18 protein-coding genes are annotated in these 26,608 nt (G+C 55.2%); 14 read left to right on the top strand and 4 right to left on the bottom strand.

From position 1 onward, the window contains the following. The first annotated feature begins 90 nt into the window (after nt 1–90). The 4 genes from QK296_RS08300 (at nt 91) to QK296_RS08285 (ending at nt 8,071) form a co-directional block, all read left to right on the top strand. On the top strand, nt 91–1,347 hold the full coding sequence (locus tag QK296_RS08300) for an integrase domain-containing protein (RefSeq protein WP_282390802.1): 1,257 nt from the start codon (nt 91–93) through the stop codon (nt 1,345–1,347). A 947-nt stretch (nt 1,348–2,294) separates the two neighbouring features. After that, nucleotides 2,295–3,275 (top strand): integrase domain-containing protein, encoded by a 981-nt coding sequence (locus QK296_RS08295; RefSeq protein WP_282390817.1) that lies wholly within the window; start codon nt 2,295–2,297, stop codon nt 3,273–3,275. Then, on the top strand, nt 3,272–3,547 hold the full coding sequence (locus QK296_RS08290) for a hypothetical protein (protein WP_282390801.1): 276 nt from the start codon (nt 3,272–3,274) through the stop codon (nt 3,545–3,547). The genes QK296_RS08295 and QK296_RS08290 overlap by 4 nt, the downstream gene beginning before the upstream one ends. A 153-nt stretch (nt 3,548–3,700) precedes the next feature. After that, nucleotides 3,701–8,071, top strand: coding sequence for a hypothetical protein (locus QK296_RS08285; protein ID WP_282390800.1), 4,371 nt, complete (start codon nt 3,701–3,703; stop codon nt 8,069–8,071). Nucleotides 8,072–8,249: 178 nt separating this feature from the next. Here QK296_RS08285 and QK296_RS08280 read toward each other — a convergent pair whose 3' ends face one another. Both QK296_RS08280 and QK296_RS08275 read right to left on the bottom strand, forming a co-directional pair. Then, nucleotides 8,250–9,356, bottom strand: a complete 1,107-nt coding sequence (locus QK296_RS08280; protein ID WP_282390799.1) for a hypothetical protein — start codon at nt 9,354–9,356, stop codon at nt 8,250–8,252. Beyond that, a complete protein-coding gene (locus tag QK296_RS08275; protein ID WP_282390798.1) occupies nt 9,353–10,342 on the bottom strand; it encodes a hypothetical protein in 990 nt (329 codons plus the stop codon). The genes QK296_RS08280 and QK296_RS08275 overlap by 4 nt, the downstream gene beginning before the upstream one ends. Before the next feature lie 525 nt (nt 10,343–10,867). Between QK296_RS08275 and QK296_RS08270 the strand changes: the two genes are divergently transcribed. The 6 genes from QK296_RS08270 to QK296_RS08245 all read left to right on the top strand — a co-directional run bounded on the left by QK296_RS08270 (nt 10,868) and on the right by QK296_RS08245 (nt 20,461). Continuing rightward, nucleotides 10,868–13,216: an AAA family ATPase gene (locus tag QK296_RS08270; RefSeq protein WP_282390797.1), complete on the top strand. Its 2,349-nt coding sequence runs from the start codon at nt 10,868–10,870 to the stop codon at nt 13,214–13,216. After that, the gene (locus QK296_RS08265) at nt 13,213–15,060 is read left to right on the top strand and encodes a UvrD-helicase domain-containing protein (protein WP_123375795.1); all 1,848 of its coding nucleotides are present in this window, start codon (nt 13,213–13,215) and stop codon (nt 15,058–15,060) included. The genes QK296_RS08270 and QK296_RS08265 overlap by 4 nt, the downstream gene beginning before the upstream one ends. Nucleotides 15,061–15,295: 235 nt before the next feature. Then, nucleotides 15,296–15,874, top strand: coding sequence for a hypothetical protein (locus QK296_RS08260; protein ID WP_282390796.1), 579 nt, complete (start codon nt 15,296–15,298; stop codon nt 15,872–15,874). Between the two features lie 515 nt (nt 15,875–16,389). Beyond that, nucleotides 16,390–17,487 (top strand): topoisomerase, encoded by a 1,098-nt coding sequence (locus tag QK296_RS08255; RefSeq protein WP_282390795.1) that lies wholly within the window; start codon nt 16,390–16,392, stop codon nt 17,485–17,487. Nucleotides 17,488–18,184: 697 nt separating this feature from the next. Then, a complete protein-coding gene (locus tag QK296_RS08250) occupies nt 18,185–18,568 on the top strand; it encodes a nucleotide pyrophosphohydrolase (RefSeq protein ID WP_126359929.1) in 384 nt (127 codons plus the stop codon). A 24-nt stretch (nt 18,569–18,592) separates the two neighbouring features. Next, entirely contained in the window at nt 18,593–20,461 is a 1,869-nt protein-coding gene (locus tag QK296_RS08245) for a DUF2075 domain-containing protein (RefSeq protein WP_282390794.1), read from the top strand. Nucleotides 20,462–20,973: 512 nt separating this feature from the next. Here QK296_RS08245 and QK296_RS08240 read toward each other — a convergent pair. Continuing rightward, nucleotides 20,974–21,777, bottom strand: coding sequence for an HNH endonuclease (locus tag QK296_RS08240; RefSeq protein ID WP_282390793.1), 804 nt, complete (start codon nt 21,775–21,777; stop codon nt 20,974–20,976). A gap of 379 nt (nt 21,778–22,156) precedes the next feature. On the opposite strand from QK296_RS08240, the gene QK296_RS08235 reads away from it, so the two are divergent. From QK296_RS08235 to QK296_RS08220, 4 genes are all read left to right on the top strand, one after another. Beyond that, complete coding sequence (locus tag QK296_RS08235; protein WP_282390792.1) at nt 22,157–22,675, top strand: cysteine hydrolase family protein; 519 nt, start codon at nt 22,157–22,159, stop codon at nt 22,673–22,675. 343 nt (nt 22,676–23,018) lie between these two features. Next, nucleotides 23,019–23,273: a DUF6124 family protein gene (locus tag QK296_RS08230; RefSeq protein WP_034133731.1), complete on the top strand. Its 255-nt coding sequence runs from the start codon at nt 23,019–23,021 to the stop codon at nt 23,271–23,273. A 106-nt stretch (nt 23,274–23,379) separates the two neighbouring features. Further along, nucleotides 23,380–24,405 carry a hypothetical protein gene (locus QK296_RS08225; RefSeq protein ID WP_282390791.1) on the top strand — a complete coding sequence of 342 codons (1,026 nt, stop codon included), beginning with the start codon at nt 23,380–23,382 and terminating at the stop codon, nt 24,403–24,405. Nucleotides 24,406–24,521: 116 nt separating this feature from the next. Further along, nucleotides 24,522–25,955 carry a glycosyltransferase family 39 protein gene (locus QK296_RS08220; protein WP_282390790.1) on the top strand — a complete coding sequence of 478 codons (1,434 nt, stop codon included), beginning with the start codon at nt 24,522–24,524 and terminating at the stop codon, nt 25,953–25,955. A gap of 15 nt (nt 25,956–25,970) precedes the next feature. Here the strand turns inward: QK296_RS08220 and QK296_RS08215 are convergent, their stop codons facing one another. Then, nucleotides 25,971–26,459 carry a TIGR00645 family protein gene (locus QK296_RS08215; protein WP_014719996.1) on the bottom strand — a complete coding sequence of 163 codons (489 nt, stop codon included), beginning with the start codon at nt 26,457–26,459 and terminating at the stop codon, nt 25,971–25,973. Nucleotides 26,460–26,608: the final 149 nt, after the last annotated feature.

The raw sequence follows: 26,608 nt of genomic DNA, 5'->3' as shown, positions 1-26,608 counted from the left end.
GAGTTCCAGCCATTCGGGGATTCCAGACGGTATTCCAGCTCATCCGGTGCTAATCTTTGGAATACCGAATCAGTGCCTGAGGAGAATCTCATGCCTGCCCAAACCCTCCGCCTCTCCGATCGACAGCTCAAGGGAGTCAAACCCGCGTCCAAGGATTACGTCCTCACAGACGGTGACGGTTTGCAGCTCCGCGTACGCAGCAACGGCTCGTTGCTGTGGAATTTCAACTACCGCGAGCCGGTGACCAAGAAGCGCATCAACATTGGCTTTGGGACCTATCCCGAACTGTCGCTGGCGAATGCACGGAAGCTGGCAGTCGAATCCCGCGAGCTGCTCGCCCAGGGCATCGATCCCAAGGTACAACGCAATACGCTGAATGAATTCAAACGCGCAGAAACGGAACACACCTTCGAGAACGTGGCCACCGCCTGGTTCGAGTTAAAGAAAGACTCGGTCACCCCGGCCTACGCCGAGGACATTTGGCGGTCGCTCACGCTGCATGTGCTCCCGGACTTGAAGACGACGCCACTCGCGAAAATCACCGCGCCGATGGTGATCGCTCTGCTTCGTCCAATCGAAGCGAAAGGCAGCCTGGAAACGGTCAAGCGTCTTAGCCAGCGGCTAAACGAGATCATGACCTACGGCGTGAACTCCGGCCTGATCTTCGCCAACCCGCTCAGTGGCATCCGAGCGGTTTTCAAAAAGCCCAAGAAAGAAAACATGGCGGCCCTCCCGCCCGAAGAGCTCCCCGAGCTCATGCTGGAAATCGCAAATGCCAGCATCAAGCGCACGACCCGCTGCCTGATCGAATGGCAGTTGCACACCATGACTCGCCCCGCCGAGGCGGCGACTACTCGCTGGGCAGACATCGATTTTGAAAGGCGTGTCTGGACTATCCCACCGGAACGGATGAAGAAGCGCCGCCCACACAGCATCCCGTTGAGTGATCACGCTGTCGCACTGTTGGAGTCACTGAAGACTCACAGCGGCCATCGCGAATACATCTTCCCGGCAGACAGAAATCCGCGCACCCACGCCAATAGCCAGACCGCCAACATGGCATTGAAACGCATGGGCTTCCAGGATCGGTTGGTCAGCCACGGCATGCGCTCGATGGCGAGCACCATCTTGAATGAACATGGCTGGGACCCGGAGCTCATCGAAGTGGCACTGGCGCACGTCGATAAGGATGAGGTGCGGAGCGCCTACAACCGAGCCGACTACATCGAACGCCGGCGTCCGATGATGGCGTGGTGGAGTGAGTACATCCAGAAAGCCGCCACCGGCAGCCTGCTTGCCTCAGCATACGGCCAAGTCAGAGATAAGAACGTGGTGCCGATCCGCTAGCGCCGTACAGCCGCAATAACGCAGCAACAACTGAGCGCTCAGGATTCTGGGCAAGCAACCTTGCTTATCCGCTTCTAAGCGCGGGTCCATCCAAACAGGGCTGCAAAGCCGCCCTGTTTGGATGGACCTTACTTTGAAAAGCTCAAAGCGACCACGTTGTCCAGGATTTACCACGGAATTCCACCGGTGGGTAACCGTTCTTCAAGTCCAAAGTGGCGCTGAATTTCGAACCTTGACCGGGTTTATCCACAGGCGTAAAACTGGCCGTGCAAGCGCTGTCGATGACAGCAACCCAGGTGGCCCGAACCTTGAAGGCCACGCCGCCCCTGCGGTGGTTCTCCCCCAAATGGCGATTCGCGTCCGGCAGCTCGCCCGGTCACCTCCCCGGTGATGGATGCCTACTTCAGATCATGGCCCTCGTGCGCCAGACGACACCTCCTACTTCGCTGCCCTGCAGCAACCTATCCGCTTGGCCGAATCTTGCGCCAACCTGCGCCCGTCTCTTTCTCCTGGAAAGAGACGGGCGCTCCTAGCACTGCTGCAGCCCTCATCGCATTTGGCTTTGCGGCAACTCCCCTCGTGACAATCGGCGTGACAATGCCGATGTCACCAGCACAGCCATGCAGATGATGGTGCCGCAGACCAGGGAACGGACTGCACCTGACCGACAGTCAGGCATGCCCCGGTCATCGCATTGCTGATTGCACCAGGCTCAGGATCTCGCGGCACTGGTCTCGTCAGCCAATGCAGCCTCCACCCGCCCACCGGTAATGGTGCTCAGGAGGCCAGATCATGAGATGCCCTTGCTCTTGGTCGTAAAGAGCCGCCAGTCCCGCGTTAGAGGACATCCCCACAGGTCGCAGGGGCCTTGATCCCTGATAACACTCAGCATTCTTGGCGGGATGACGTGGGGCGAGGATTGGAGAGCGGAAGATGAGGTGACCGAGATGGCATTGGTGGGTAGGCGCGAGGGTCGTAATTTTGGTTACGGCAGGCAGTTGAGCTACGCAGGGCCGCAGGCGCTGAAAGACATGTTCGGCGGTGGCCATTACGGCACGGTCAAAGCGCACTGTGACCGGTGGTTGGCATTCGTGAAGTGGTGCCGCTCCGAACAGGGACCGGGTATCAACGATGCGCGACAGATTGATCGGAAAGTGTTGACCGACTATGCAGCGTATCTGCGCGACGTGGTTAGGTGCGGCGAACTCGCCGTCAGCACCGCACAAAACCGGTTATCCAGCGTTAACAGGACCATGGCGGCGCTTCGCGGTGATCAGTGCGTGAAATTGCCAAGTCCGAGTAAGGCGTTGGGTATGCAGCGCACCCGGGTTCGACACTCGGTGCCGCAAGGCCAAGACCGCGAACAGGTTAAGCAGATCGTCGACGCACTTTGCAGCCGTCATCAGCTACGAGCCGCTGCGATCGTTCTGTTGGCGCGCGCCGCCGGCATGCGCTTGCGTGAAGCCATCTTGGCTGATCTGCCACGGCTAAGCCGTGAGGCTAACGACCTAGGCAGAATTAACATTCAGGATGGCACCAAAGGTGGCCGCGCCGGGGCCTCGGCACCTCGCTGGATTGCGGTGAACGAACATGTTCAAAGCGCGCTTGGATTTGCGCGGCGGGTGTCGCCCGGAGGTAGCCGCAACCTGATTGCGCCATATGAGAGCTACCTGAATGTTCTGCAAGAAATTATCCGCCCTGCGCGGGACATCCTGCATGCACACCACCTCAAAGGTTTCCATGAGCTACGAGCGGCGTACGCATGTGAGCGGTATGAACAAATCACCCAACACCGCGCACCTATCAACGGCGGCCAATGTTGCCAGATAGATCGGCGCCTTGATCGCGAGGCCCGGAGGCAAATCAGCAATGAGCTAGGGCACGATCGGATCGATGTGGTCGCTGCCTACATAGGGGGTCGCAGATGAGTAGAGTATTCGACATGGAGCTGTTCCTGGCTGGAGTGCTGACCGGATCGCACGTCACGCGGCAACGCCATTTGCGACAGGCGAGAATCATCCAGTCTGAAATCTCAGAGCGCTGGCAGCTACAGACGCCTTGGGCTTGGCAGAAAAAGCACGTGGTTTGGTTTCTTGAGCATCGCCTAAATCGACGCAGCGAGGCGACGCGATATTACTATTTGCTGACCGTGCGGCTGCTCGCTCATCGTTTACAAAAAACATGGATTTTCAATCTCTGAGTGAGATCGGCTGCTATCGACCGGTTGAATCCACAGCCACAAGCGGTCATTCCGCCTATCCATCAAGCTAGGGGCGATTCAGCCTGCAATTCTGCAGACAACCTTTGAGAAATGAACTACAAAGGCGCTATTTCGTCTCTCGGCGTTCTCTCTATGAGCTTAGTAAGTACGCAGTCCTCACGCATCCGACGCACCTTTGGCACACTCTCTCAAGAAAAAGCCGCAGACATCGAGAATCTGATGCTGCGCGACCAGCTTGGTTTGACTCCAACCATCGACTGGGATGAGCTACAGAAATCTATGCGCGTGTTGATTGTTTCTGAGGCCGGGACGGGCAAGACTTTTGAGTGTAGGACTCAACACCAGCAGCTTTGGGAAGAAGGCGAGCCGGCGTTTTTCCTGGAATTATCAGATCTGGCGCAGTCTCCATTCGAGGACCTCCTGTCTTACGAGGAAGAAGCCCGGTTTGTTGCTTGGCAGACAAGCCAGTCGGATGTCGCAACATTTTTTTTGGATTCAATCGATGAGCTACAGCTCACGCTGGGTTCATTCAGGCTCGCTTTAAACAAGCTAAGCAAAAAGCTTCAGGGGAACCTGGACAGGGTACGTATCGTCATTACAACCCGTCCGATTCCCGTGGACCAACATCTGATTCGACAGTATTTCCCGTACCAGATCAGCCTCGAAGATGTCGCTTTGCCAAGCGCCGAACGATTTGCTGAGATCGCATCCGGCCAAGGGAAACAGAAAGATTCAAAAGACGAGGGGGATCGCGTAGCAGAGCTTCTAATCGTCAGGTTACAACCGCTGTCTGACGCGCAAATTCGAGAAATGGCTGCCACTCAACGCGTGACGGATATCGATGGTTTTGTCGCCTCAATTCGTGAGAAGAACGCTCAGGATTTTGCCAGACGCCCGCAAGACCTGATCGAACTCTGCGCTGACTGGCAGGCTTCAAGAAGCATTCGGACCCACCGGGAACAGGTTCTGCAAAACGTCCAGGTGAAGCTCAAAGCGCGCACTGATCGACCTGAACCTGGCGAGATATCGCCTGCACGTGCGATGGAGGGCGCTAGCCGACTGGCCCTCGCAGCGCTGCTGGCCCGTAAGTTGACGATCCGTCATAACACGGAATCCGATTTGGAGGCCAACCCACAGTCAATCGCATTAGATCCTGGTCGCGTACTGAGGAACTGGAACGCCAAAGAAATCCAGACTCTTTTGGAACGCAGCATTTTTGGATTCGCAAGCTATGGTCGTGTTCGGTTTCACCACCGTTCGGTGGTCGAGTACCTGGCGGCTCACCGGCTCGAGGATCGATTGTCCGCGGGCATGTCGCTCAAAGCCGTTAAGCGCTTATTGTTCGCAGAGACATCGCACAACATCAAAGTCATCAAACCATCCATGCGACCAATCGCAGCGTGGTTAGCGCGGTTGAACCCCAGCATTTTCGAAGAAGTCCGAGATCGTGAACCCGAAGCTTTGCTCTCTGAGGGTGATCCGGAGTCACTAAGCCCACGACAGCGAGTCGAGGCGCTTCAAGCTTTTGTCTCTCGGTACGGCAATGGGGGCTGGCGCGGGCTGAAAATACCGTCGTTGCAGGTTAGCCGTTTCGCTTCGCAAGATTTGTCTTCAACGGTCAGAGAGATGCTGGAGCGGGGAATTGAGAATACGGAAGTTCGACAGCTATTGCTTCATCTCGTTGCGTACGCAGAGATGCGTGATTGCAGTGACCTCGTGTATGCGATCGCCATAGATCCGTCAGTTGAAGATGACGAGCGTCTGACTGCTATCGATGCCCTCGTGCAATTGACTGATTCACGGTTATCAACGCTCGTACAAGAGATGCTGGAGCCTTCTGAGAATTGGTCAGAGCGGCTCATTCGTGGGGCTATAAACGAGCTTTTCCCGGCCTATTTGGGGCCCGAATTGCTGGTGCAGTTGCTGGCTTCGCTACCGGTGGTTCCCAAGCCGGACAGCGGGCGAATGGGATATTTAGTACGAGTTGTACGGGACGCCAACATCAGCGACGCTGAACTTCATCGACTGTTTGATACGATCTCGACAGTGCATAATGAAAGCGTGTCTTGGTCAGAAGATTGGCCGCACATCTGCGTATCTCGTCCTGATCTTGTACCGTTGCTCGCGATCGCGGGGCTGCGCCTCGCTATTGCGGATCTGATTACGGAAAAGGTGGTGGAAGGCCTTGTTCTCGCCTTGGCGATAGCCTCATCACTTCACCTTCGCGGCGAACACTTCAAATCGATCAAGGCGATGTTTGCCAATGCGCCCTCGCAGTTAAGAATGCTTGTGTTTTCCTGCGAGGACAGCCTACGGCAACGACTTAAACCTGAAAGCGATCCTTGGCTGCGGTTATACGCATCGAATTCTAGCGGAGCGATATACCTGAATCATGCTCAGGATTCTGAATGGATTCATGCGGTCCTAGCCGACCGTCAGCACTCCCTCGACCTGCGCCAACTGATGTTAGAAGCATCACTCACGCACGCGGCTGACCATTCTCAGGAATGGGCGAGCTACGTGGAGACGCTCAGGCCACTGGTCAGTGACGATTCGATATTGTTGGCGAGGATAGATGCAGCGTTGCAGCCACGTCCCGAGTCTGCGCAGATGGTGGAGTATGAGAGGCGTGATGCGGAGCGTAAACGTGTGGCTGCGCGCCGTGCCAGCGACGAGATCCAGTACTGGGTGGATTTCTGGCAGCGGCTGAACGACGACCCAGTGGGAGTGCTGAACTCCCCTGTTGGCGAGCGTACGTTGGGAGCGCTCTGGGAAATCATGGAGAGGGCACCTGGATCGAACCAGGCGTCCGGCTGGAACAGACGTTTCCTGGAGCAGCACTTTGGCATCTCGGTCACCAATCATTTGCACGCCAGGATGCGTACGCTATGGCCGACACAATGCCCTACCTTGCCCATGGATCGACCGCAAGACCAAATCAATGTTGTTCAGGTTCGTTGGCAACTTGGACTGACATCGCTATGGGCGGAAGCCGAAGATCCGCTTTGGGCAACAAATATCAGCGAAACACAGGCTCGAACAGCTGCACATTACATTCCATTAGAGTATCTGGGCTGTCCCGGGTGGATAGAGCAGCTCGCAAAAGCGTTTCCTGGCGTTGTTCAGAGCGTCCTTGGCAGGCAGTTGCGATGGGAGCTCGAAAAGGTTAGTGGGCACGGTGATTATCTCAACGCATTAAACGTCATCAAAAATTCACCGCAATTCGTCGCACAGCTTTTCATTGTCGATTTGCAAAGCTGGTTGAGCACTTTTATCGAGCCCGCTCAGACTGACGACAGTGGCCCTGCTATCTGGGAGCGGCCAAAGTCGGTTTTGGCAATACTCATGGGCCAAAACGTCGAGGGCGATCGAATCATACTTCGCGATACCGTATTCGAAAAGCTAGGAGTGGCCGCCAAACCAGCGTTCGTCCACCTGTGGCTGTCTGCGCTTTTTGCCTTGGACCCTGAAGCAGCTACTCTCGAATTGACACGACTTCTTCTACAAATAGACCCGTCGGCCGAGGGGGCCGGAGTCGACCTCTTTTCCAGTGTGTTTGGTGGCCGATGGAGCGGGTGGCCTTTTGATCTGGGTTTCGAACGTTTCACCGTCAGCCAGCGCGTACGGCTCTTGCGACTCGCCTACCAGCATGTCCGTCCCAGCGATGATCTGCACAGGGAGAGTTCGTTTACGCCTACAGCGCGAGACGATGCGGAGCAGGCGCGTAATACGCTCCTAAGTGCTGTTCTCGCGCTGACGGGACCCGAAGCCTGGGCTGCCAAGATGGAGTTGGTTGTCGATCCGCTCTTTGCGCATTTTAGCGATAGGCTTGCACTCTTGGCGAAGCAAAAGGCAGCGGAGGAAATGGATAAGGCCGAGATGACTGAGGACGAAATCTCACTTCTGGACGACATCGGCGAAGCCCCCCCCAAGACCCGCGATGAAATGTTTGGCTTGATGCAGGATAGGTTGGACGATATCGATGACCTGCTGCTGCAGGATGTGTCCCCTCGTGAAAATTGGGCGAATATAAAATCAGAAAAGCTCATGCGCCGGGAAATAGCGCGGCGGTTGAGGGAGACAGCGAACGAACTTTATACAGTTGATCAAGAGGCTGTGACTGCTGATGAGAAAGAGACGGACGTACGAATGCGTTCAACGTCCGGCCAGCAAGCGACAATTGAATTAAAAGTAGGTGAGAACGGCTGGTCCGGCGCAGTGTTGAAACGCACCTTGCGGGATCAGCTGTTGACTAAATATATGGCGGCTGACAGCTGCAAAACTGGTTGTTTGATGGTGACCGTAGCGTCTTCGCGACAATGGGAGCACCCTGACACTGGCGAAAGGATCGACCTTGGAGAGTTAAGGGCCATGCTGGAAGAAGAAGCCGATCAAATTATGGAGGAGGTGGGCCACGAAGTCCGAATTCTTGTGAAAATACTGGATCTTCGCCCCCGAATTAATACAGAGTCGGCCACAGAGGTCAGTGAGGACGCCCCCTGATCACCACGGAATAGCCTTTTAATTTGTAGACACTTCGAGCGGTCGCGTCTAGCCGATAGCAGCCGCTCACGAATGACTGCCGAGTTCATCTGATTGAAACACGAATCGCTTCAAGGTCATCGTGGGACGTATCGGAGTTCACAGGCCGCCTGATCATCCAAGGTCGAGGCGGATTTTCCTACCAGCACAAACTCAGCTTCAGTAACCATAGAGACGCCAGTACTACCGCAGCGATTGCAATACACCCTCCGGCACGAGCCGTGATAATCCGCCACCTCGCCGGTGGTTGCCAGGCATCCTTTTGCACGAACACACCATCATCCCTCAATGGCTTCAGTGGCCGCGTGAAAAAGCTGCGCCACAGGCCATTCTCGCCAATAAGCGCGGGCAGATGTTGATCTTCAAAAAAGCTCGAATGCCCGTATTGCAGGTTACGAACATTCAAAACCTGCTGAGCCATGTACCCGACCTTCCCACCAGGGCCCGTTCCGGGAATAGCCCAAACAGCAAAGGGAACAGCACCGTCCTTAGCAGCTACATGATTCAAAACGGCCTCAACTCTTCCATCTCGAAAATGACGTTTCCAATCAAAATCCGGTCGAATGATGCTACCAGCAGTAATTACTCGTCCGAATCTGAGATCCGCGAATTCAGGATCCTGCAAGACTAACGAGAACAAGCGAGTACCGAAGCTGTGTGCAATGACGTCAGGGCGATCTGGCAGATTAGCGGCCCTAGCTCGCCCAATGGCAATACGAATACGCCGCCCCAGACTCTTCGCCATCCGTCTATGTATACCCGGGAACAAGACTTCATACGTTGCCCAACCGTATTTGTAGATCAGCACTGGCGCGGAGTATTTCAGAAGGTTTGCTATCTCCCAACTGAACGCCTCTTGCCACGGAGCACGGCTGTTCATCCCGTGAATCACCACCATCCACCGAATGTCTCGACTGATCTCCCCGGTCAGGCGAAAAAACTGTTCCGATGTAGGTGTTACACCTTCTTCGATGAAGGTCACCCAGCAGAATGGGCAAGCAACCGGATCGACTCCGCTAGGAAGTGTTTTTCGGCAACCGCTCATTGGACAGGTGTAAGCCGTGAACTCGGTCGCGGATCCCCATGCCACGAGTTTGGCGAGAAATGCTGTCAGGCTAGCGATGTCGGGCTCGTTCAGCTGGCGAGCAAGCTGTACAGCCGAAAACTCAAGGCCTTCTCCAAGCTCCACCTTTCGGTTTAAGGCATCGACCCACCGCTCTAGTGGTGAAACATCGTCGATAGTCACGACGCGTTGTACCCCCATATTTGATGGAGAATGATCAAAACATCATCGCGCTTGCACTGTGCCCAGATCCGCAATTTCGCTTCAGAACCGAAAACCTCGATGGAAATATCTCGACTTGTGCCGTGCTCATGCGCAACGAAATTTAGTATTCCTTGGGCCCTTTCGAACTGATCAGTGTTCACCGCCTGCAGCACCATTCGTACGGGGCCAACCCCTTCAATACCCATCCCAGGCAAGGTAGAGGCCAGCTCCACGTAACCGCTATCCAACTCAAACCGGGTCGACTGCACACCATTGACTCTTTGCGCTGACGTCCGGATGGCTTGCGTGAGCGGTACCAGTTGCAGAGGTAGGCCACCACATCCGAAATGTACAAGCATCTCCCCTATAGCCTCAAAAACCTCGTTATGCTCGATGTCTGGATTCCGGTGAATCAGGGCGAGGCAATACTCGTTACCAAACTGCCATTCAAACCGAACAACGCTACGGTCAAGGCGCTGCCGTTTAGCCTCGTACCGATATCTCTCAACCCCCTCCTCCTCCTCAAAATCCTTCCGCGGCCAACGATTCCAACCTTCTTTGCCTTGGTGCCAAACCATCGACAAACCATTTTCATTTACCGCAATCTGCTTTAGCTGCAGGTCATCAGGAAATTCAGCACTGGCCGCGGCATCCTGAAGATGCGCAACGCGGCTCCCAGCAACGCCCCTCGTCAGTTCTTCAACCTCGATCGCCGGTGCCGACAACACATAAACATACTGGTCACCCCACCCTTCAACCTCCGCCAGCCACGTTTCAAGACCTGTTTGAGTCAAACGCCCTTCATCGATAGCATCATCCAGATTTTGAGCGAACTCCTGCTTTGTGCTACCGATTCGGCTCTCGGTAGAGCGCAACAGGTCTTTGATGAAAGTGTTGCCTTGAGCAACAACAACTCGCTTTACCAGCTCCTTAAGCTGGGCAGCGGACAACGCCTCGTTAGGCATGTGTGTTCCTTTGGCTTAGTCGATGATCCTGGGGCTGACCTGGCAGGCCGCGCATGGCTAATCGCCATCATACGGGATCCAAGATAGAAGGAAACCGCATTCAGTAAGGTACCGTGGGGAGGATTGCCGCAGACCTACCGGCTAGACCGCACACTGTCCAGGGCGAATCTATGTACTTGGACGGTCGACGCATGACGCTTTTGCCTAGAGGGCGAAGTGACGACACATCGACGAAGCCGGCGGATGGCCTAGCAGAGGTCATTTCTGTTCTGGGGGCTAGTGCGGCGCGGAAGCGCCAGAGCGAAGTGTTTGAAGCACTCGGGGCTCCAAAATCGACCACTACCAACGGCCCCGTGGAACACCCAGTGACGATCCACTGAGCAACTCTCCGTTTCGATTCAGTCATTGCGGTTAGCGCTAGAGGATTCAGGGTTCAACCCTCAAGTCTCACAACCCGAAAGACACTCGTCCACAGATCACGCCATGAGGTAGCATCGTGACACCACTCAAGCTCAGGGATGACACATGCAGATCAAGCATCTGGAAATCGCCAACTTCCGCAAGCTTCACGCCGTACGGATAGACCTTTCCGAAAAAACGACGCTGCTGGTGGGCGCCAACAACAGCGGGAAGTCCTCAGCGATGCTCGCCTTGCGCAAATTCCTGAGCAGTAAATCCTCTGGTATCCGCCTGCAAGACTTAACGCTCTGCCATTTTGATCGAATCGATCAGATCGGCCGCCTGTGGGAAGCTGGTACCACTACAGAGGATCTCCCAGTGGTAAATGACTGGGACGACTGGCTTCCCCACCTCGATATCTGGCTCTCAGCCGATCCAGGTGAATACCATCATGTGCGCGACCTAATTCCTAACTTCGAGTGGAACGGTGGCCTCGTAGGGATGCGGTTCCGTGTTGAGCCGGAAGACATCGCGGAGCTTTTCAATGACTACCGCAAGCAGCGTGAGCGCGTTGCAACACTTGAGGCTGTGCTGGCAGCAGATTCAGCTGCAAGCATTCAATCCATCGTAATCGATCCTGAATCACCCAAAAAAGCCGAACAGTCATCTCAAATCAAGCTCAGCCTTTGGCCCCAGAGCTTCACGGACTACCTGAGCCGGCGATTGTGGAAGATGTTCAAGGTGCGGTCTTATCGGCTGGATCCTGCGAAGCTCCATTCGCCTACTCTGTTGAAGCGTAGAGCAGTGCCGCAGAAATTATCGGCCACCGCCCTCCCCCTCGAAAAGAACCCTCTGGAAGGCTTGATCAAGATCCATGAGATCAACGCTCAACGAGGGTTTGGCGACCACGGAGATGAAGGTCAAACCGACGGCAAGCCTACCGGCGGCAAGAAGCTTTCTGAGCAACTTCGCGCCTACTACGACAAGCACCTCGATCCAGGCGATACGCCAGAGGTGTCTGATCTTGAAGCCATGCGCGCTATTGAAGTGGCTCAATCCGCTTTTAACTCTCGACTCAGCACCAGCTTCGGGCCGGCGCTGCTGCAGGTTCAAACATTAGGATATCCCGGACGAAGTGATCCTATGATCACCCTCCAAGCCAAACTGGCCGCCACTGACGGGCTCACTCACGAAGCAGCCGTCCAATTTCAGGTGGATACCAAAGACACATCTCCAGGCGCATCTGTATTAAGGCTTCCGGAAACCTCAAACGGGCTGGGTTACCAAAACCTGATCTGGATGATTTTCAGGCTCATGAGCTTTCGTGACGATTGGCTCAAGAAACATCGAAATCCCGACGAGCAGACCACCACAGGCTTAGAGCCCATCCACCTGGTATTGATCGAGGAGCCAGAAGCGCACTTGCACGTCCAAGTTCAGCAGGTCTTTGTTCGGCACGCCTATGAGGTGCTCTGCGAAGACGAACTGATCAAACGATTCCCCAACTTGAAGACTCAGCTCCTAGTCAGCACGCACTCCAGCCATGTCACGCATGAAATCGAGTACGAGCACCTTCGCTATTTCCGCCGCCTGCCGGCCGGTATGGACAATGTGCAGGTGCCAGTGTCCACGGTCGCCAACTTGTCAAACGTGTTTGGCGATGGCTCCCACACCAAACAATTCGTGACCCGATATCTACGCGCCCATCACGCCGAGCTCTTCTTTGCTGACGCTGTAATACTTGTGGAGGGAGCTGCAGAGCGCATGATGCTCCCCCAGTTCCTGCGCACGCATTTCAAGTTCCTAGACCAGTGCTACATCTCCATCCTTGACATAGGAGGCAGCCACGCGCATCGCCTCAGACCACTGATTGATGCACTGGGCATCGTGACCCTGGTGATCACCGATCTGGATGCCGGGAAAGCAAAAGCTGCGCATCCAGCGCGCTGGGGCGCAGATCTATCGACCACGAACCCCACGCTCAAACACTGGTTAAGGACAAAGAACGCGTCGGTGAAAGTAGACAACTTGCTTCGGCTACCTGAAGACCAGAAGTGGGAAGAAATTGATGAGCTGTTTGCCATCCGCGTGGCGTACCAGACACCGATCTCAGTCCAGCTTCCAAGCCTTGGGCCAGTCCCGGTTGAGGTTCTTGCCAATACGTTCGAGGACAGCCTGGTACTCAGCAATGCTGCCCTCTTTTCTGAGAATGCCGGCCGCGGATTGTTGGGACGTTTTTCTAGGGCACTTCAGGCCGCCAAGACCGCAGACAAGCTGGCCGACGACTTGTTCGATGCACTGCGTGATGGCAATAAGGGAGAGTTCTCGCTCGAAGTGTTAGGTAACCCCAAATTTGCTGCGTTGACTGTGCCCAAGTACATCCGGGAGGGCCTGGAATGGCTTGAGTCGAAGCTGCGTAAAAAGCAATCGGAACTGGTGCTCGTAGCAGCTACACCCGATGAGGTGCAGCCATGAGCTCGCTGCCAGATGCGGATGAAGTTATCCAACAATGCCTCGACCTGGACAACCCCCAGAGCTTTTTCCTCTACGCGGGCGCTGGATCAGGAAAAACCTACTCCTTGGTGGAAGCCGTGCGCGGCTTCAAAAAACGAGCGCACGAGCGGCTAACTGTCGAGGGACGTCAGATTGCGATCATCACGTACACTAATGCCGCCGCCGAAGAGGTCATGCATCGGTTGGAACATGATCCGTTGATTTGGGTCTCGACTATCCATTCCTTTGCCTGGGAGATGATCAAGGGATTCAACGATGACATTCGGGCCTGGCTGAGGACTAAGCTTGCGGCGGATATCGAGGCGCTTGACGTGGCGCTGTCGAAGGCCCGCGGAGAAAACAAGACTTTTAGAGAGAATAAGGCCAAGCGGGATCGGAAGATCAAACGGCTCGCAAATATTGAGCACGTCCTAGACTTTACCTACAGCCCGACAGGTGAAAGGAGCGGCCACCAAGCGCTCCCGCACGAAGATGTAATTAAGCTTGCGGCAGCCTTCATCCAACGGAGCCCACTGTTGGATGTATTGGTGGATAAGCACCCGGTGCTTCTGATCGATGAAAGCCAAGACACCATGGCGCCACTAATGCAGGCATTCTTGAATGTTCAGGCCCAGGCATCCGACCGGTTTTGCTTGGGCTTGTTGGGTGACACGATGCAGAGCATCTACGGCCATGGAATGGGGCGTCTCGACGCTGCGGTTCCGAGCGACTGGGCAAAGCCTGAAAAGATTGTGAATCGTCGCTGCCCTGTACGGGTCATCGAGCTGATTAACGCCATCAGGTCAGAAGTCGACACACACCAGCAGATACCGCTACCAGGTGCCCCCGAAGGTACCGTCCGGATGTACTGCGTCCGAAGCCAACCTGCTTCGACCTTCGAGCTGGAAGATCAGGTGGCCCGCCGTATGGCCGACATTACGGGTGACGACGCTTGGGCAAACGGGATTGAAGGCAGGAAAACCCTAATTTTGGAACACAAGATGGCGAGCCGCCGAATGGGGTTCAACGATCTGTTCCCACCACTCTACAAAGTTGAACATCTCCGGACTGCGCTGTTGGATGGCGATCTCCCTGCATTGAAGGTATTCGTCGAAGGCGTCATCCCGATCATTGATGCTGCTCGGGAAGACGGCTTCAAGCTTATGGAGGCTGTAAGGCTACGCTCGCCGCTACTAGCGCGAGATTGGCTAGCGGCCGCACCTGACCAAGGATCGGCCATAGAACAAGCACGCAACGGCACCCACGAACTCCTAACGACCCTTGCTGAAGATGACCCGCTGATTTACGACGTTCTTGGCGTTTTGGTACGCACCCGCCTGCTTCCCGTACCGGACAGACTTCGGGCAGCATTTGAATTGGGAATTACCACCGACGGTTTGCCGGAAAGCACTGATCGCGAGGAATTGGAAATCCATGCCTACAGAATGATGATGGGAAGCCCCTTCTCGCAGGTTCGTGCCTACGCGAAGTACTGCAATGACTTATCACCCTACGGCACGCATCAAGGTGTGAAAGGACTAGAGTTCCCAAGGGTCATGGTCATCATCGATGACGAGGAGGCTGGAGGGTTCGGCTGGAACTACGAGAAAGCGCTCGGCGTTAAACCTCCCTCCCCTGATGACCTTAAAAAGGTGGCCGCAGGTGCGGACAACTCTTCGACACGAACACGTCGACTGCTCTACGTAACATGCAGTCGAGCGCAAGAAAGCTTGGCGCTAGTCTTCTACACCCAAGATCCAGAAACAACACGCCGTAAGCTTGTAAGTGGTGGCTGGCTACGAGAGGATGAAGTCGAGGTAATGTAGCTACGCGCCTTGATTATGAGCGGCTGCGAGGACTGCGGAACCGCATGCCTAGGAGCTCTACAACGTGGGATTACTGGCTTCGTCAGCTTGCTACCCGTACCCAAAGGGTAGTGGCTTAGTCGATGGCCTGCACCAATCCGCACAGCCAAGCTCTTGCATGGAACTTTGAATTTCCCCCACAGCCAACGGACTCCCCGGGACAACGACTGAAGAACTTGAAATGAGAGAGAGCTCCATGGATGGCATCATCAAGCAGTACAGCAATGTTTGGGGTGATGACCCCACCAGCCTGGTCGAAGATTACCGGTACCAGCTTCAGCTAACGGCTAAGCTCGACGCTCTGATCCCTAAAGATTTCGACCAAGAAACGCTACTTGAAATCGTATTATGGAAGCTCAACAGGTTTCCGCGTGTTGAACCGGCGCTACTGGAAGAGCTTAAAGTCGTCGCTGACTTCAAACCAAAGACGCACCGGCAAGCAGAAGAATTGCTGCGCAAGCTCCTGGCCTCCCCAGGTATCCGCCTGCCAATGGCATCGACCATCCTCCGATTTCTAAATCCCGAGGTTTTCCAAATCATCGATGACAGGGCTTACCGTATGCTCCGCCCAAGCGAACCCCTATACCCAAGCAAACCAGCCAATGGAAACAATCTTGCTGGGTATCTGAAAAACTCGATCCGCATCTATTTCGAATACCTCGATGCGATGCACGCCATCGTTTCCGACCGTTTGCCGTTCCACCTGGCAGACCGAATCTTGTACCAACTGGACATCAAGCTCGGCAACAAGATCGGTGATAGAGAGGAGAGCTGAGGTTTCAAGTCGATCAATCCGTAGAAGTTGTGATGAATCGTCTGCCCCGCTGTTCCACAGGCCTGACTATGGAACTCAGAATAGGCGTCTTGATAGTCAACTGAGCCATCCTCGTAGCCAACAAACATTTCTCCTCCGAACCTGGACGCCATGCTGCGTATTACCGAACAGTCGCGGACGCAAGCCTCCACTATGCGCAGCGCGAAGCCCCCGCCTTCTATGCGCGCGCTGTGCTCAGCGCGTAAAAGAGCCTTATTGGCCGACTGGGAGTGGCTATGGGTTGGACCTGCGGCGTCTTGTGCTGATTGTACCTAGTGCAAGTCGTGCCCGCCCTGCAGCCTGTCGACCAGTGATGCCCTTGCCAGTCTAACTCGGCGCTCCTTGCCCTTACGCTGCTGTGGTGACATTGGCCCGTGCGTGCGAAAATCCATGGATTTTAAACCGCGAATCGCCGCACTCCAGCTCCGCGCTAGGAACACCCTGCGGCGTGACGACCAAGGAAAGGGACAGTTACGGTGGCACCCAGAGACCCGGTAAAAACGCAGCGCAATCGCCAGATTAACGAACTCACGGTGCAGATAAATGAACTCAAGGAGGACGTCCTAGATATCACCGGCTATCCCAGCGAACATTCGTTGAACGCCACTTATGGCGGGAAGCACGCCGAGTACATCGACATCAAGAATGAAGTCATCGATTCGCCCGAGCAGTTCATCGCGCTTTATCTCCGCGGGTTCCTCGAGGCTCTGGAGAACCTCGGACCTGCCGCGCGGCCTGGCAACCCCTATTACGAGGCCCACGCGCATATCAAGAACTTCAAGAAGGTGCGTCGCTGGTTCAAGCTATTTCTCACTCGAACCTACCTGCGTCAGTTCGATGCTCTGGCCCGCAAGCGTCCGGAAGTGGAGGATGCAGAGATATGGATAGGTCAAAAGAATGCGTCCTACGGCATCCTGGTGACCCCCCGGTTCAAGAACGGAGCCTGGGAGAACGATAAGAGTGAAATTCGACATTTCAAACCGAACTACTGGACCATCGGGCACATCCTGCAGACTGGATTCGTGATACCCGATGAAGATGACCGCATCGAGTTTCCCTCCGTCGATCACTACCTGAAATTTTTCCGCCAGACCTTGGTGCGCAACTCCGGCTCCGAACATGAAATGGCGATTGCCAGGCGCTACTGCAATTTCGTGCGCAATAGCGAGAACCCACTGGAAGTGCCGCTGTTGATTCCAGAACTGCGCTATGGTGGAAAGGTGGCGCGCCATGAGCATCGCCTCGACTTCACCATCATTGATCCTTTTACCCTGTCGAAGGTCGGGTTCGAGCTTTCGCCCTGGTCAACCCATGGCAGGCTCGAGGGCACCCGTGACAAGACCCAAAAGCAAATCAATGAAGAGGCTCAGGCAAACTTCGAGAAGGAGATGCGCAAGCTCAAGGCATATTTCCGCAAGCGTGGCATCCCCATCATTGTCTACACAGATACAGATCTGAAGGATCCCGATGCCATCTTTGACGACATTGCGGCGTACTTGTCTCCCACGCGCAAGGCCAAGCAGTTGGAGTTCCACGCCATGGAGGACTTCCTGGCGTTCAAACCCGGTCGCTAGTGCCCTCGCCAGTGGCCTCATCTAACTCGCCTCAAGCCGAGGTCCCGCTACCAGCCTTACGGGGCTTCGATAAATGAGGACGGTCGCCTTTCGTATGCTTCGGTGACCGCGAAGCAAAGTCCTGTGAAGGCAGCACCAGAGCGCCGACCCACGCGGCCTTCCTGCCTGTCACCGATTAAAAAGGGGACTAAAAAGGGGACAGATTTATTTTCTCTACTCTAAACGCCTGCTCATGGCCGTCAGCCGACCTCGGCGAATGGCTGCTTTGGGTCCAGGCTGTGTGAAAACGTTTTTGGTCGTAGAGACCGCCAAGAACGAGGGCGGAAACCGTGCCTCTACGTGAAATCTGACTCTGCTAACCAGCCGACCATTTTCAGATTTTGCGTAGAAGCGCGCACTTCAGTTTTCGATAAGCGTTTTCACACAGCCTGGGTCGATTTCTGTCGATGGCCACCCGGTCTGTTGGTCAAGTCCATGCAATTACTCAGTCGATCACCATAATTGGACCGCCCACCTATCTTGCAAGTACGAATCGCTGCCACGCTCAATGCAGATAGCGAACAATGGCAAGCAATCCGGCCGGCAGCCAACAGGTGAGAGAAAATACAAAAAAATCTGCGAAAGCAGAAAAAACTCTTACAATCCAAGGCCGGATTTCCTACACATTTCCCCCCACTGATGCCCAAGAGATAGCCCCGTGAGTGACTCAGACAGCTCATCCGCGCCACTGGTTGACGTAATGAAGCTTGCCGCATCCCTTCAGCAGTTCGCAGATGATCGCGACTGGCAGCAGTTCCACTCCCCCAAAAATCTCATCCTGGCTCTCACTGGCGAGGTAGGAGAGCTGTGCGAGATTTTCCAATGGATGAGCGATGCCGATTCGATCTCCGCCGCAACAGACCCCGAAATCGGCCAAGCCGTTAAGGACGAATTGGCGGACGTATTGATGTACCTGGTTCGCCTGAGCAGCGTACTCGGCATTGACCTCAACGAGGCGGTGACACGAAAACTCGCCTCGAATGGCCAGAAGTACCCCGTGGATAAAGCCAAAAGCAACAGCAAAAAGTACGACCGACTCTGACCACCCCGAATCTAAGGACAACCCGTGATCGTTTACGCTGCGACCAAACAGCAATTTCTTAAAGACAACGATAACGATGATATCGAGGAGGTGATCCTCAGGCATTACAAGGAAGCTACCGGCAAAAACGTTGGCACCTCGGAAATCAGGTCGTGGCAAGGATCTCTAACGTACATGGCCAAGGTCCTTAGAGATGAGGGCCTGCCGAGCGACGCAGGCCTGGCCATCGAATTGCACATTCCGCAGTCGTCGAAGCGAATCGACTTTCTACTCACCGGTCGCGACGAAAACCAGGCAAAAAAAGCCGTACTGATCGAATTGAAGCAATGGAGTAAGGCCAACGCCACAACCAAGGATGCCATCGTCAAAACGGCCTTGGGTGGCGGCCTCATTGAGACCATTCACCCGTCCTATCAGGTATGGTCATATGCAGCGCTGCTGGAAGGCTTCAACGAGGCGGTGTATGACAAAAGCATCGAAATCCGTCCGTGTGCCTACCTCCATAACTACGTCAGCGACGGCATCATAGACTCAGCTCACTACGAGCCCCACATCAGCAAAGCTCCGCTGTTTCTGAAAGGCCCGGAAGAGCTCAGCAAACTCAGGAGCTTTCTGAAAAAGCATATAAGTCATGGCGACAACAAAGAGGTTCTTTACGAGCTGTCCGCTGGAAAAGTTCGCCCGTCCAAGGCGCTAGCCGATGCCCTCGGTGGGCTGATGAAAGGCAAACCAGAGTTCGTATTGATTGACGATCAGAAAGCAATTTTTGAGTCGGCGCTGGCAGCGGCAAGCGAGGCCTCGGACCAAGCACCCAAGGTGATGATCATCGAAGGTGGACCGGGCACCGGGAAGACCGTTCTGGCTATCAATCTGCTCGTGAAGCTCACCGAATTGAAGCTGATGAGCAAATACGTCTCCAAGAACGCAGCCCCGCGCAAGGTCTACGAGAGCAAACTGGTTGGCACCATCAAGCGCAGCCAATTCTCGAATTTCTTTTCAGGCTCTGGGGCATTCATCGACACTGAGCCCAACACATTCGATGCGCTTATCGTGGACGAAGCTCACCGGCTGAATGAGAAAAGCGGGCTTTATGGAAACCTTGGGGAAAACCAGATCAAGGAGCTGATTGATTCAGCGAAATGCTCAATTTTCTTCATTGATGAAGACCAGCGTGTAACCTTGAGCGATATCGGCAGCAAGCAGGCGATACGCGCCTTTGCAAAAGCCAAGGGTGCTGTGGTTGAAGAACACGTGCTGTCTTCGCAGTTTCGCTGCAGTGGTTCTGACGGTTACCTAGCATGGCTGGATGACACGCTAGGCATTCGCTCGACGGCAAATCCGACGCTTGAGACTCAAGAGTACGAGTTTAAGGTGTTCGACTCACCTCAGGCGATGCATGAAGCAATCAACGAGAAAAACCACGGAAACAAAGCTCGTGTGGTCGCGGGCTATTGCTGGCCTTGGCTGAGCAAGAAAGACTCCACCGCTGCTGATATCGTCATTGGTGACTACAAACGCCAATGGAACCTGGATCAGGATGGCAGCCTATGGATCATCGCTGAGAACTCCATTGAGCAAGTTGGCTGTATTCATACCTGCCAAGGTTTGGAAGTCGACTACATCGGGGTGATCATCGGGCCAGACCTAATTGTACGTGACGGTAAGGTAGTGACATCCCCGGACGAGCGCGACAAGCACGATAAATCGATTCGCGGCTGGAAAAAAATGATGAAAGAGCAACCTACCCTGGCGAAAAAAGAAACAGACCTGATCATCAAAAATACATACCGAACTCTGATGACACGTGGGATGAAGGGTTGCTACCTGTACTGCACCGACAAAGAGACTGCGCAGTACTTCGAGAGTCGGCTTAGCCAACACAGCAATCATTGACGGTATCGTTTGCTAGGGCCCCCTGTACCTGCGAGTGGGGACATCGTACGCGCAGGGGCAACAATCAACGGTGCGACCATTTGCTTGATAGATTCAATCCCGATTCGTTTCTGGGGACGGAGCTCAAAAAGCACCGTCCATCGGAATCCAGACCACGTAGCGTTCCAACTGGTATTCCAAGCAAGTTGACCAATCAATTATTAACTTGCAAAAACAGATAGATACCGACTTGTTTCAGATTACCCCGGCAAAGAACGAAAAAAGACGTCTATTGACGTCTTTTTTTGTGCCTGAAGTCAAGAAACACGGGAAAAAATAAATCCGTCTCCTTCCTCCAGTTTCATTTTTCAACGGGATGAAAGGCCGCTGCCTATACTGTACTGATCAGTAGACAGAGCAATACTTTGAGAGCCGACTTGCGGAGTACAGTTACGACGAATGGGCCCGCCGGTAGGATGTCACTATCCAGGGTTCAGCCTTACAAAAAATCGTAGGCTGAACACAGCAGAAAGCTAAGACTCGATCACCCATCGCCCGCGCAATATGCCTTTCAGCTCATCAACGCTCAGCGTCATATCCCGCTTGCGATGGACCACCGCGTGACAGTTGGCGCACAACGTAACGAGGTCAGTCTCAGGATTCACGGCTTTCTCACCACCAAAGTCCGAAATCGGCACTATATGGTGAACGTGAATGAACCCCTTCGCGTGCTCGCCGTACGCCTTTTCGAAATCAAAGCCACATGCCTTGCAGCCAAGCCCGTGGATAGCAATGGCCTTCACCCTTAGATCTTTCCGGCGTTCGTAACGGGTTCCAAAGTAACTTGATTTGCTGCCTTCATTGGCCGATTCAAAGGTCAATGGATCGCCTTCGATATTTGGTGTGCCCTGGTCAGCCTGGGGAGACAAGAGCTTCGCGTGACTTAGGATTGCATCGTAATCCAGTTGGGAAATGGACCGAACCCCGTCACGCCAATAGTTGTTCACGCGAGTAGCGGGGATCGTCTCCAGGTACGCTCCGTTAATTTTCGAGGGGATAGCGCCTTCAAACGGAGTGAAGTTTTCGATCAAAGCAAAAAGGTCCCCCTTATCACTCCTCGGGTCTGAGTAGACCTTGCCGATGCGTGCCATACCAAAATAATGCGGATCGGCGCTGAGGCGGGCAGAAGCAAAGGTTTTGTCCTTGATGCGTCCTTTGTAATAGATCACTTCGGTTGCTTCAGCAAGCCAGGCTTGGTACCGCTTGGGGAAGTGATAGACAGCACCGGTCTCGTCTTGCCATTGCGATGTGTCGTTTTCAACGATGACTGCGGGCATTCCATTTCCTCTCGACTGATGGCAAAAGCCTACCAAAAATGAGGAAACTTCTTACAAAATATTCCAGCTCAACTTTTTAAGATTCTTATTCTTTATATAAATTAATAAGGTGAGAAAGCTTTTCAGCTTCCCCCGGAATCAACAAAAAAGACGTCCAAAGACGTCTTTTTTGTACCTGGCATTCCATCAACCACAATGCTAGCGTCGCCCCATGACTACCTATTGCCTCACATCGACAACCACCACCACGACCGCATCAAGCGGAGCGTGCGAGGTGTCGTGAGCCAATAACCAACGAACACTTCAAAGGCCCGCCAGCGATGGACAGGGCCTTTTTTTATGCCTTGTGTCGCTGGTTCACACGCAAGGAGATGCACCCATGTACGCCCTGTTGATACTCGATATCCAAGTCGGACTCGTCCACGGCCCGGAAAAACCCTGGCGCTGCGACGAGCTGTTAGAAACGCTCAATACCCTGATGGACAAGGCCCGCAGCGCAGACGCGCCGATTTTTCTCGCGCGTCATATCGGGCCCGCAGGCTCGCCAATCGAATCGGGCAGCCCGCTTACGCTGATTGCAGAGGAACTGAAGTTGCTGGGTGGGGAAGTGGTGTTCGAAAAACGGCGGCCTAACGCTTTTGCGATGACTGACCTGGCGGACAATCTGCGCTCCAGCGGCGCCACCGGCGTGGTAGTTACCGGGATGAAAACGCAGTACTGCGTCGACAGCACCTGCCGTGCCGCACGGGATCTTGGCTTCGATGCGGTGCTTATCGCCGACGGCCATACCTGTTCTGATACGCCCTTGATGAAAGCCGAGGCCATCGTGGCTCATCACAATGCCACGCTCAACGGGCCGTTCTGCCAGTTGGTTCGGGCTGAGGACTGGAGCTTTTAACAGAGCCTGACGACGGGGGACGCCAACAGGGCCGAGCTTCGGAATTTTCCCGCAAGTTGCCGCGCTGTTGGTGAACTGGCGCAACCCCCTTCACAACGCTAACTTCTCTGCGTCGCTGACGATCAGCGTCCGGCTTTGACAGGCCGAAAAGTGTAACCTTTCACACCCCGTGATAAGACGGCATGCTTGCGCATTCCGCTCCGTTCATGGCGGCTGTGCGTGGGGCATCTTCGGGTGCGCCGGGTTCCTACACTTCCGGTCTGTCAACCCGCGTACAGCTGCCACCCAACCCTGTTTGACAGCAGGGAGGAGGCAGCTCCTTAAACAGTGTGGGAGCTTCATCATGAAAAAAATCACCCCCAATCCCCCAACCACCCTCTTCATCCTCGCCGAAAACATCCACCCCGAAACCCTGCTAATCCAAGCCAGCGAAACCCTCGCCTCCCTCAACGCCATGACCACCGACCTGGCTTTCGAACTTGAAGGCGCGCACCGCCACAAGCTGCTGGCCGCTCAGCAATTGATCGTTCTAGGCGAGTTACTCGTAGAACGGGTCTTGAACACCCAACCATTCACTACCCAGACACCACAGCCCTAAAACACGCAAACGGGCGAGCTGCCTCACCGCATCTCGCCCGCTGGCATCCCCTCACACTTCCCATTACCCTGACGGCCTTTATCAGACAACCGGAAGTCAGATACCCGTGTTCAAGCCCTTCGCCGTCATCGCCCTCGCCGTCATCCCTTCACTCGCCACCGCTGCCGAGTTGGCCGGGGTTTGGCAAGGTACTTTGGGCAAGTCCGCTATCACCGTGTGTTTCAACGGCGCCGACGGGGAGCATGGCAGTTATTACTACCAGCGCATTCGTACCCCGATTCAGCTGACCCAGGCCAACGACAACGCCCCTTGGGTGGAGGAAGGCAACACCGGTTTCTGGGCCCTGCAAAAACCTCAGGGCGATACCCTTTCTGGTGCCTGGAGCAAAACCGATGGCGGCACGCCGCTGCCACTGGCCCTGCGCCGCATTGGCACGGACGGCTGCGGTAGCGATGCCTATAACGCGCCCATGGAAGCCGCGCCGTTGCCGATCAAGACCGAGAAGAAGACTTTCCACAACCACACCTACCAGCTCAAGACCCAAGGCCCACGCGTCACGCTCAAGCTGGAGCGCGATAGCCCGGCGGTGCAGAAGATCAACCAGCAACTCGCCGCGTTGGCCGTCAATGACGAAGATCTAACCGACTATTTTTATGAACGGCGTGAATACCTGGGTCGAAACGGCTCGGTCTATACCAGTGAGATCGAGGTTGAGCCTGCCTATTGGTCATCGCAATTTCTCACCGTGCGGTTCTACCGCTGGGCCGCAGGCCAAGGCGCCATGGGCATCAGTTGGGGCCTGCACTCCTGGAACCTGCAAACCGGTGACAGTGTGGACCCATGGACCTGGCTCGGCGGCCATCAGCAATGGCATGACGCCTATTCCGGCCACTTGAAGCTGCCGGCCGCCTTCAGCACTTGGCTCGCCAAGCAAACCACCACTGACGAGGGCTGCCCGGCGATCACCGATTACTCCATCTTTCACCTCAGCTTCAACACCCAGGGCCTGCAACTCTCGACACCGGCCAATGGTGACGGTTGCGACAACGACTTGGCCTTCACCTGGGAGCAGTTGGAGCCGGTGCTGACCGCACAAGGCAAAGCGGCGGTGCCCAGCTTGAAACTGCCTTGATCCGCCGGAGAAAAACCCCACGGCCGTTCACCAAAGGTTAAGAATCGCGCTCGTATACTCCCTGACTACCTATGACCGGTCGCCCGACCGGTCTCATGCCCCGGTAGCCAGACCCCATGACGCGCCCCGCTCCCCTGCTGCTCTTGCTTGCTGCTCTGTTGTTCTTCTTCGCCCTCGGCAACCATGAGCTGCAAGGCTCTACCGAGGCTCGGGTGTCCGGGATCGCCATGGCGATGCACTTGGACGATGACTGGGTGGTGCCGCGCCTGTTTCGTGAACCCTTCTTGGAAAAACCGCCCCTGAGCCTATGGCTGGATGCCGGGGCGATTCGTTTGTTTGGCGCTAGCACCGGGGCGGTGCGCCTGGCCTCAGCGTTTGCCGGGTTGTTCAGTGTGATGCTGTTGTACGGGATGCTGCGGCGATTTGGGCGGCCGCAGACGCTGGCGTTCAGCGCTGCGCTGATCCTGGCGACCATGGCCAGTTATTGGGGCAATGTGCGGGGTGTGGGTGAGGATTCGTTGCTCAGCCTCGGTGTCACCGCGGCCCTGCTGGGGTTTTACCAGGCGGTACGGCCCGAGCGCGAAGGTTCGAGTACCTGGGCCTGGGCGTTGTTTACCGCCGGGATGGTCATCGCTACGTTGAGCAAGGGCGTGTTGGGCCTGGCGATGCCGGGCATTGTGATTTTCGCGTACCTGTTCAGCACCAGCCTAATGGATAAGCGCCTGCGGCTGGGCGATTGGCTCAAGCCGGCGCTGTTCACCTTGTTGGCGTTGGTGCCGTTGCTGATCTGGCTGGGGTTTCTGTTTCAGCGCGGTGGGATGCAGGCGGTGGGTGAAGTGTTATGGACCAATAGCGTCGGGCGCTTCAGTGGTTCGTTCGTAGAAGCCGGGCATTACGAGCCGTTTTACTATTACCTCGCGAAACTACCCGAGGCCTTCCTGCCCTGGAACATCCTGGTGTACCTGGGCCTGTGGCACTTCCGCAAAAGCCTGGTGCGCAACCGCTACCGATTGTTTTTCAGTGTGTGGCTGGTGGCGCAGTTCACCCTGCTGACCCTGGCGTCCAGCAAACGCACGGTGTATTTGATGGCGCTGACGCCAGCCGCCGCGGTATTAGCCGCCGAATATGCGCGGGTGCTGTTGGAGTGGGTCAAAGACCATAAGCCGGGGCTGTACCGTTATCATCGGCGCATTATTGGCGGGGTTTTCGCCCTGGCCATCGCCTGCTACCTGAGCGCAGCGTTCTGGTTTGCACCCAAAGCCGATGTGCGCCATTCATTCGTACCAGTGATGAGTCAGATCCAGGCCCTGCAAGACGAAGGCAGGACGGTAGCGATGTATCAACCCAACGAGCGCATCGACGGCGCCAGCGTGTTCTACCTGCAGGCCTACTTGCCGATCCTGAACACCGAAGCCGAACTGCGTACCTTCCTCAGCGCCAAGCCCGGCAACGTTGCGTTGACGGACCACACCGACCGGCTGAAAAAGCCGGTTACGGTGATCAAGCAAATGGCAGTCAACCGCCAGCCTTATTACTTCGTGGAGCAGTAAGGCCAGCGCGGGGTATCAATGCTTGGTAAGTTTGTCCAGGTAGCCCATGGCAAACGCCGAGACCACGAACGTCATGTGGATGATCACGTACCACATCAGGTGTTGTGGATCGACGTTCTTGGCGTCCATGAAGATGCGCAGCAGGTGGATGGAGGAAATCGCCACGATGGAGGCCGCCACTTTCATCTTCAGCGACGAAGAGTCCATGGTGCCCAGCCAGTTGAGCTTTTCCTTGTTTTCGTCGATATCCAGCTGCGAAACGAAGTTCTCGTAGCCGGAGATCATCACCATCACCAGCAAGCCGCCCACCAGGGCCATGTCGATCAACGACAGCAGCAGCAGGATCACTTCGGCTTCCAACATGGTGAAGATGTTGGGAATCACATGAATGATTTCCTGGAAGAATTTCAGCGCCAGGACCAGCAAGCCCAGGGACAGGCCCAGGTAGATCGGCGCCAGCAGCCAACGCGAGGCGTACATCGTATTTTCGATAAAGCGTTCCATTGAATCTCACACAGCTTGGCTAAAAATGGTGCCGAGTATACCAGCCGCCACCCGGCCCCTGTCACCGCGAGAAAACTGACCCAAGTGGCATCTGTAAGAGAATTTTTCTGCTAGTGTCGAGACCATTCACTCGGCTCGATGATGTCGGA

Source organism: Pseudomonas sp. AL10 (assembly GCF_029960685.1).
Taxonomy (GTDB): Bacteria; Pseudomonadota; Gammaproteobacteria; order Pseudomonadales; family Pseudomonadaceae; genus Aquipseudomonas; species Aquipseudomonas lactis.
This window is presented reverse-complemented; position numbering and strand designations above follow the sequence as displayed.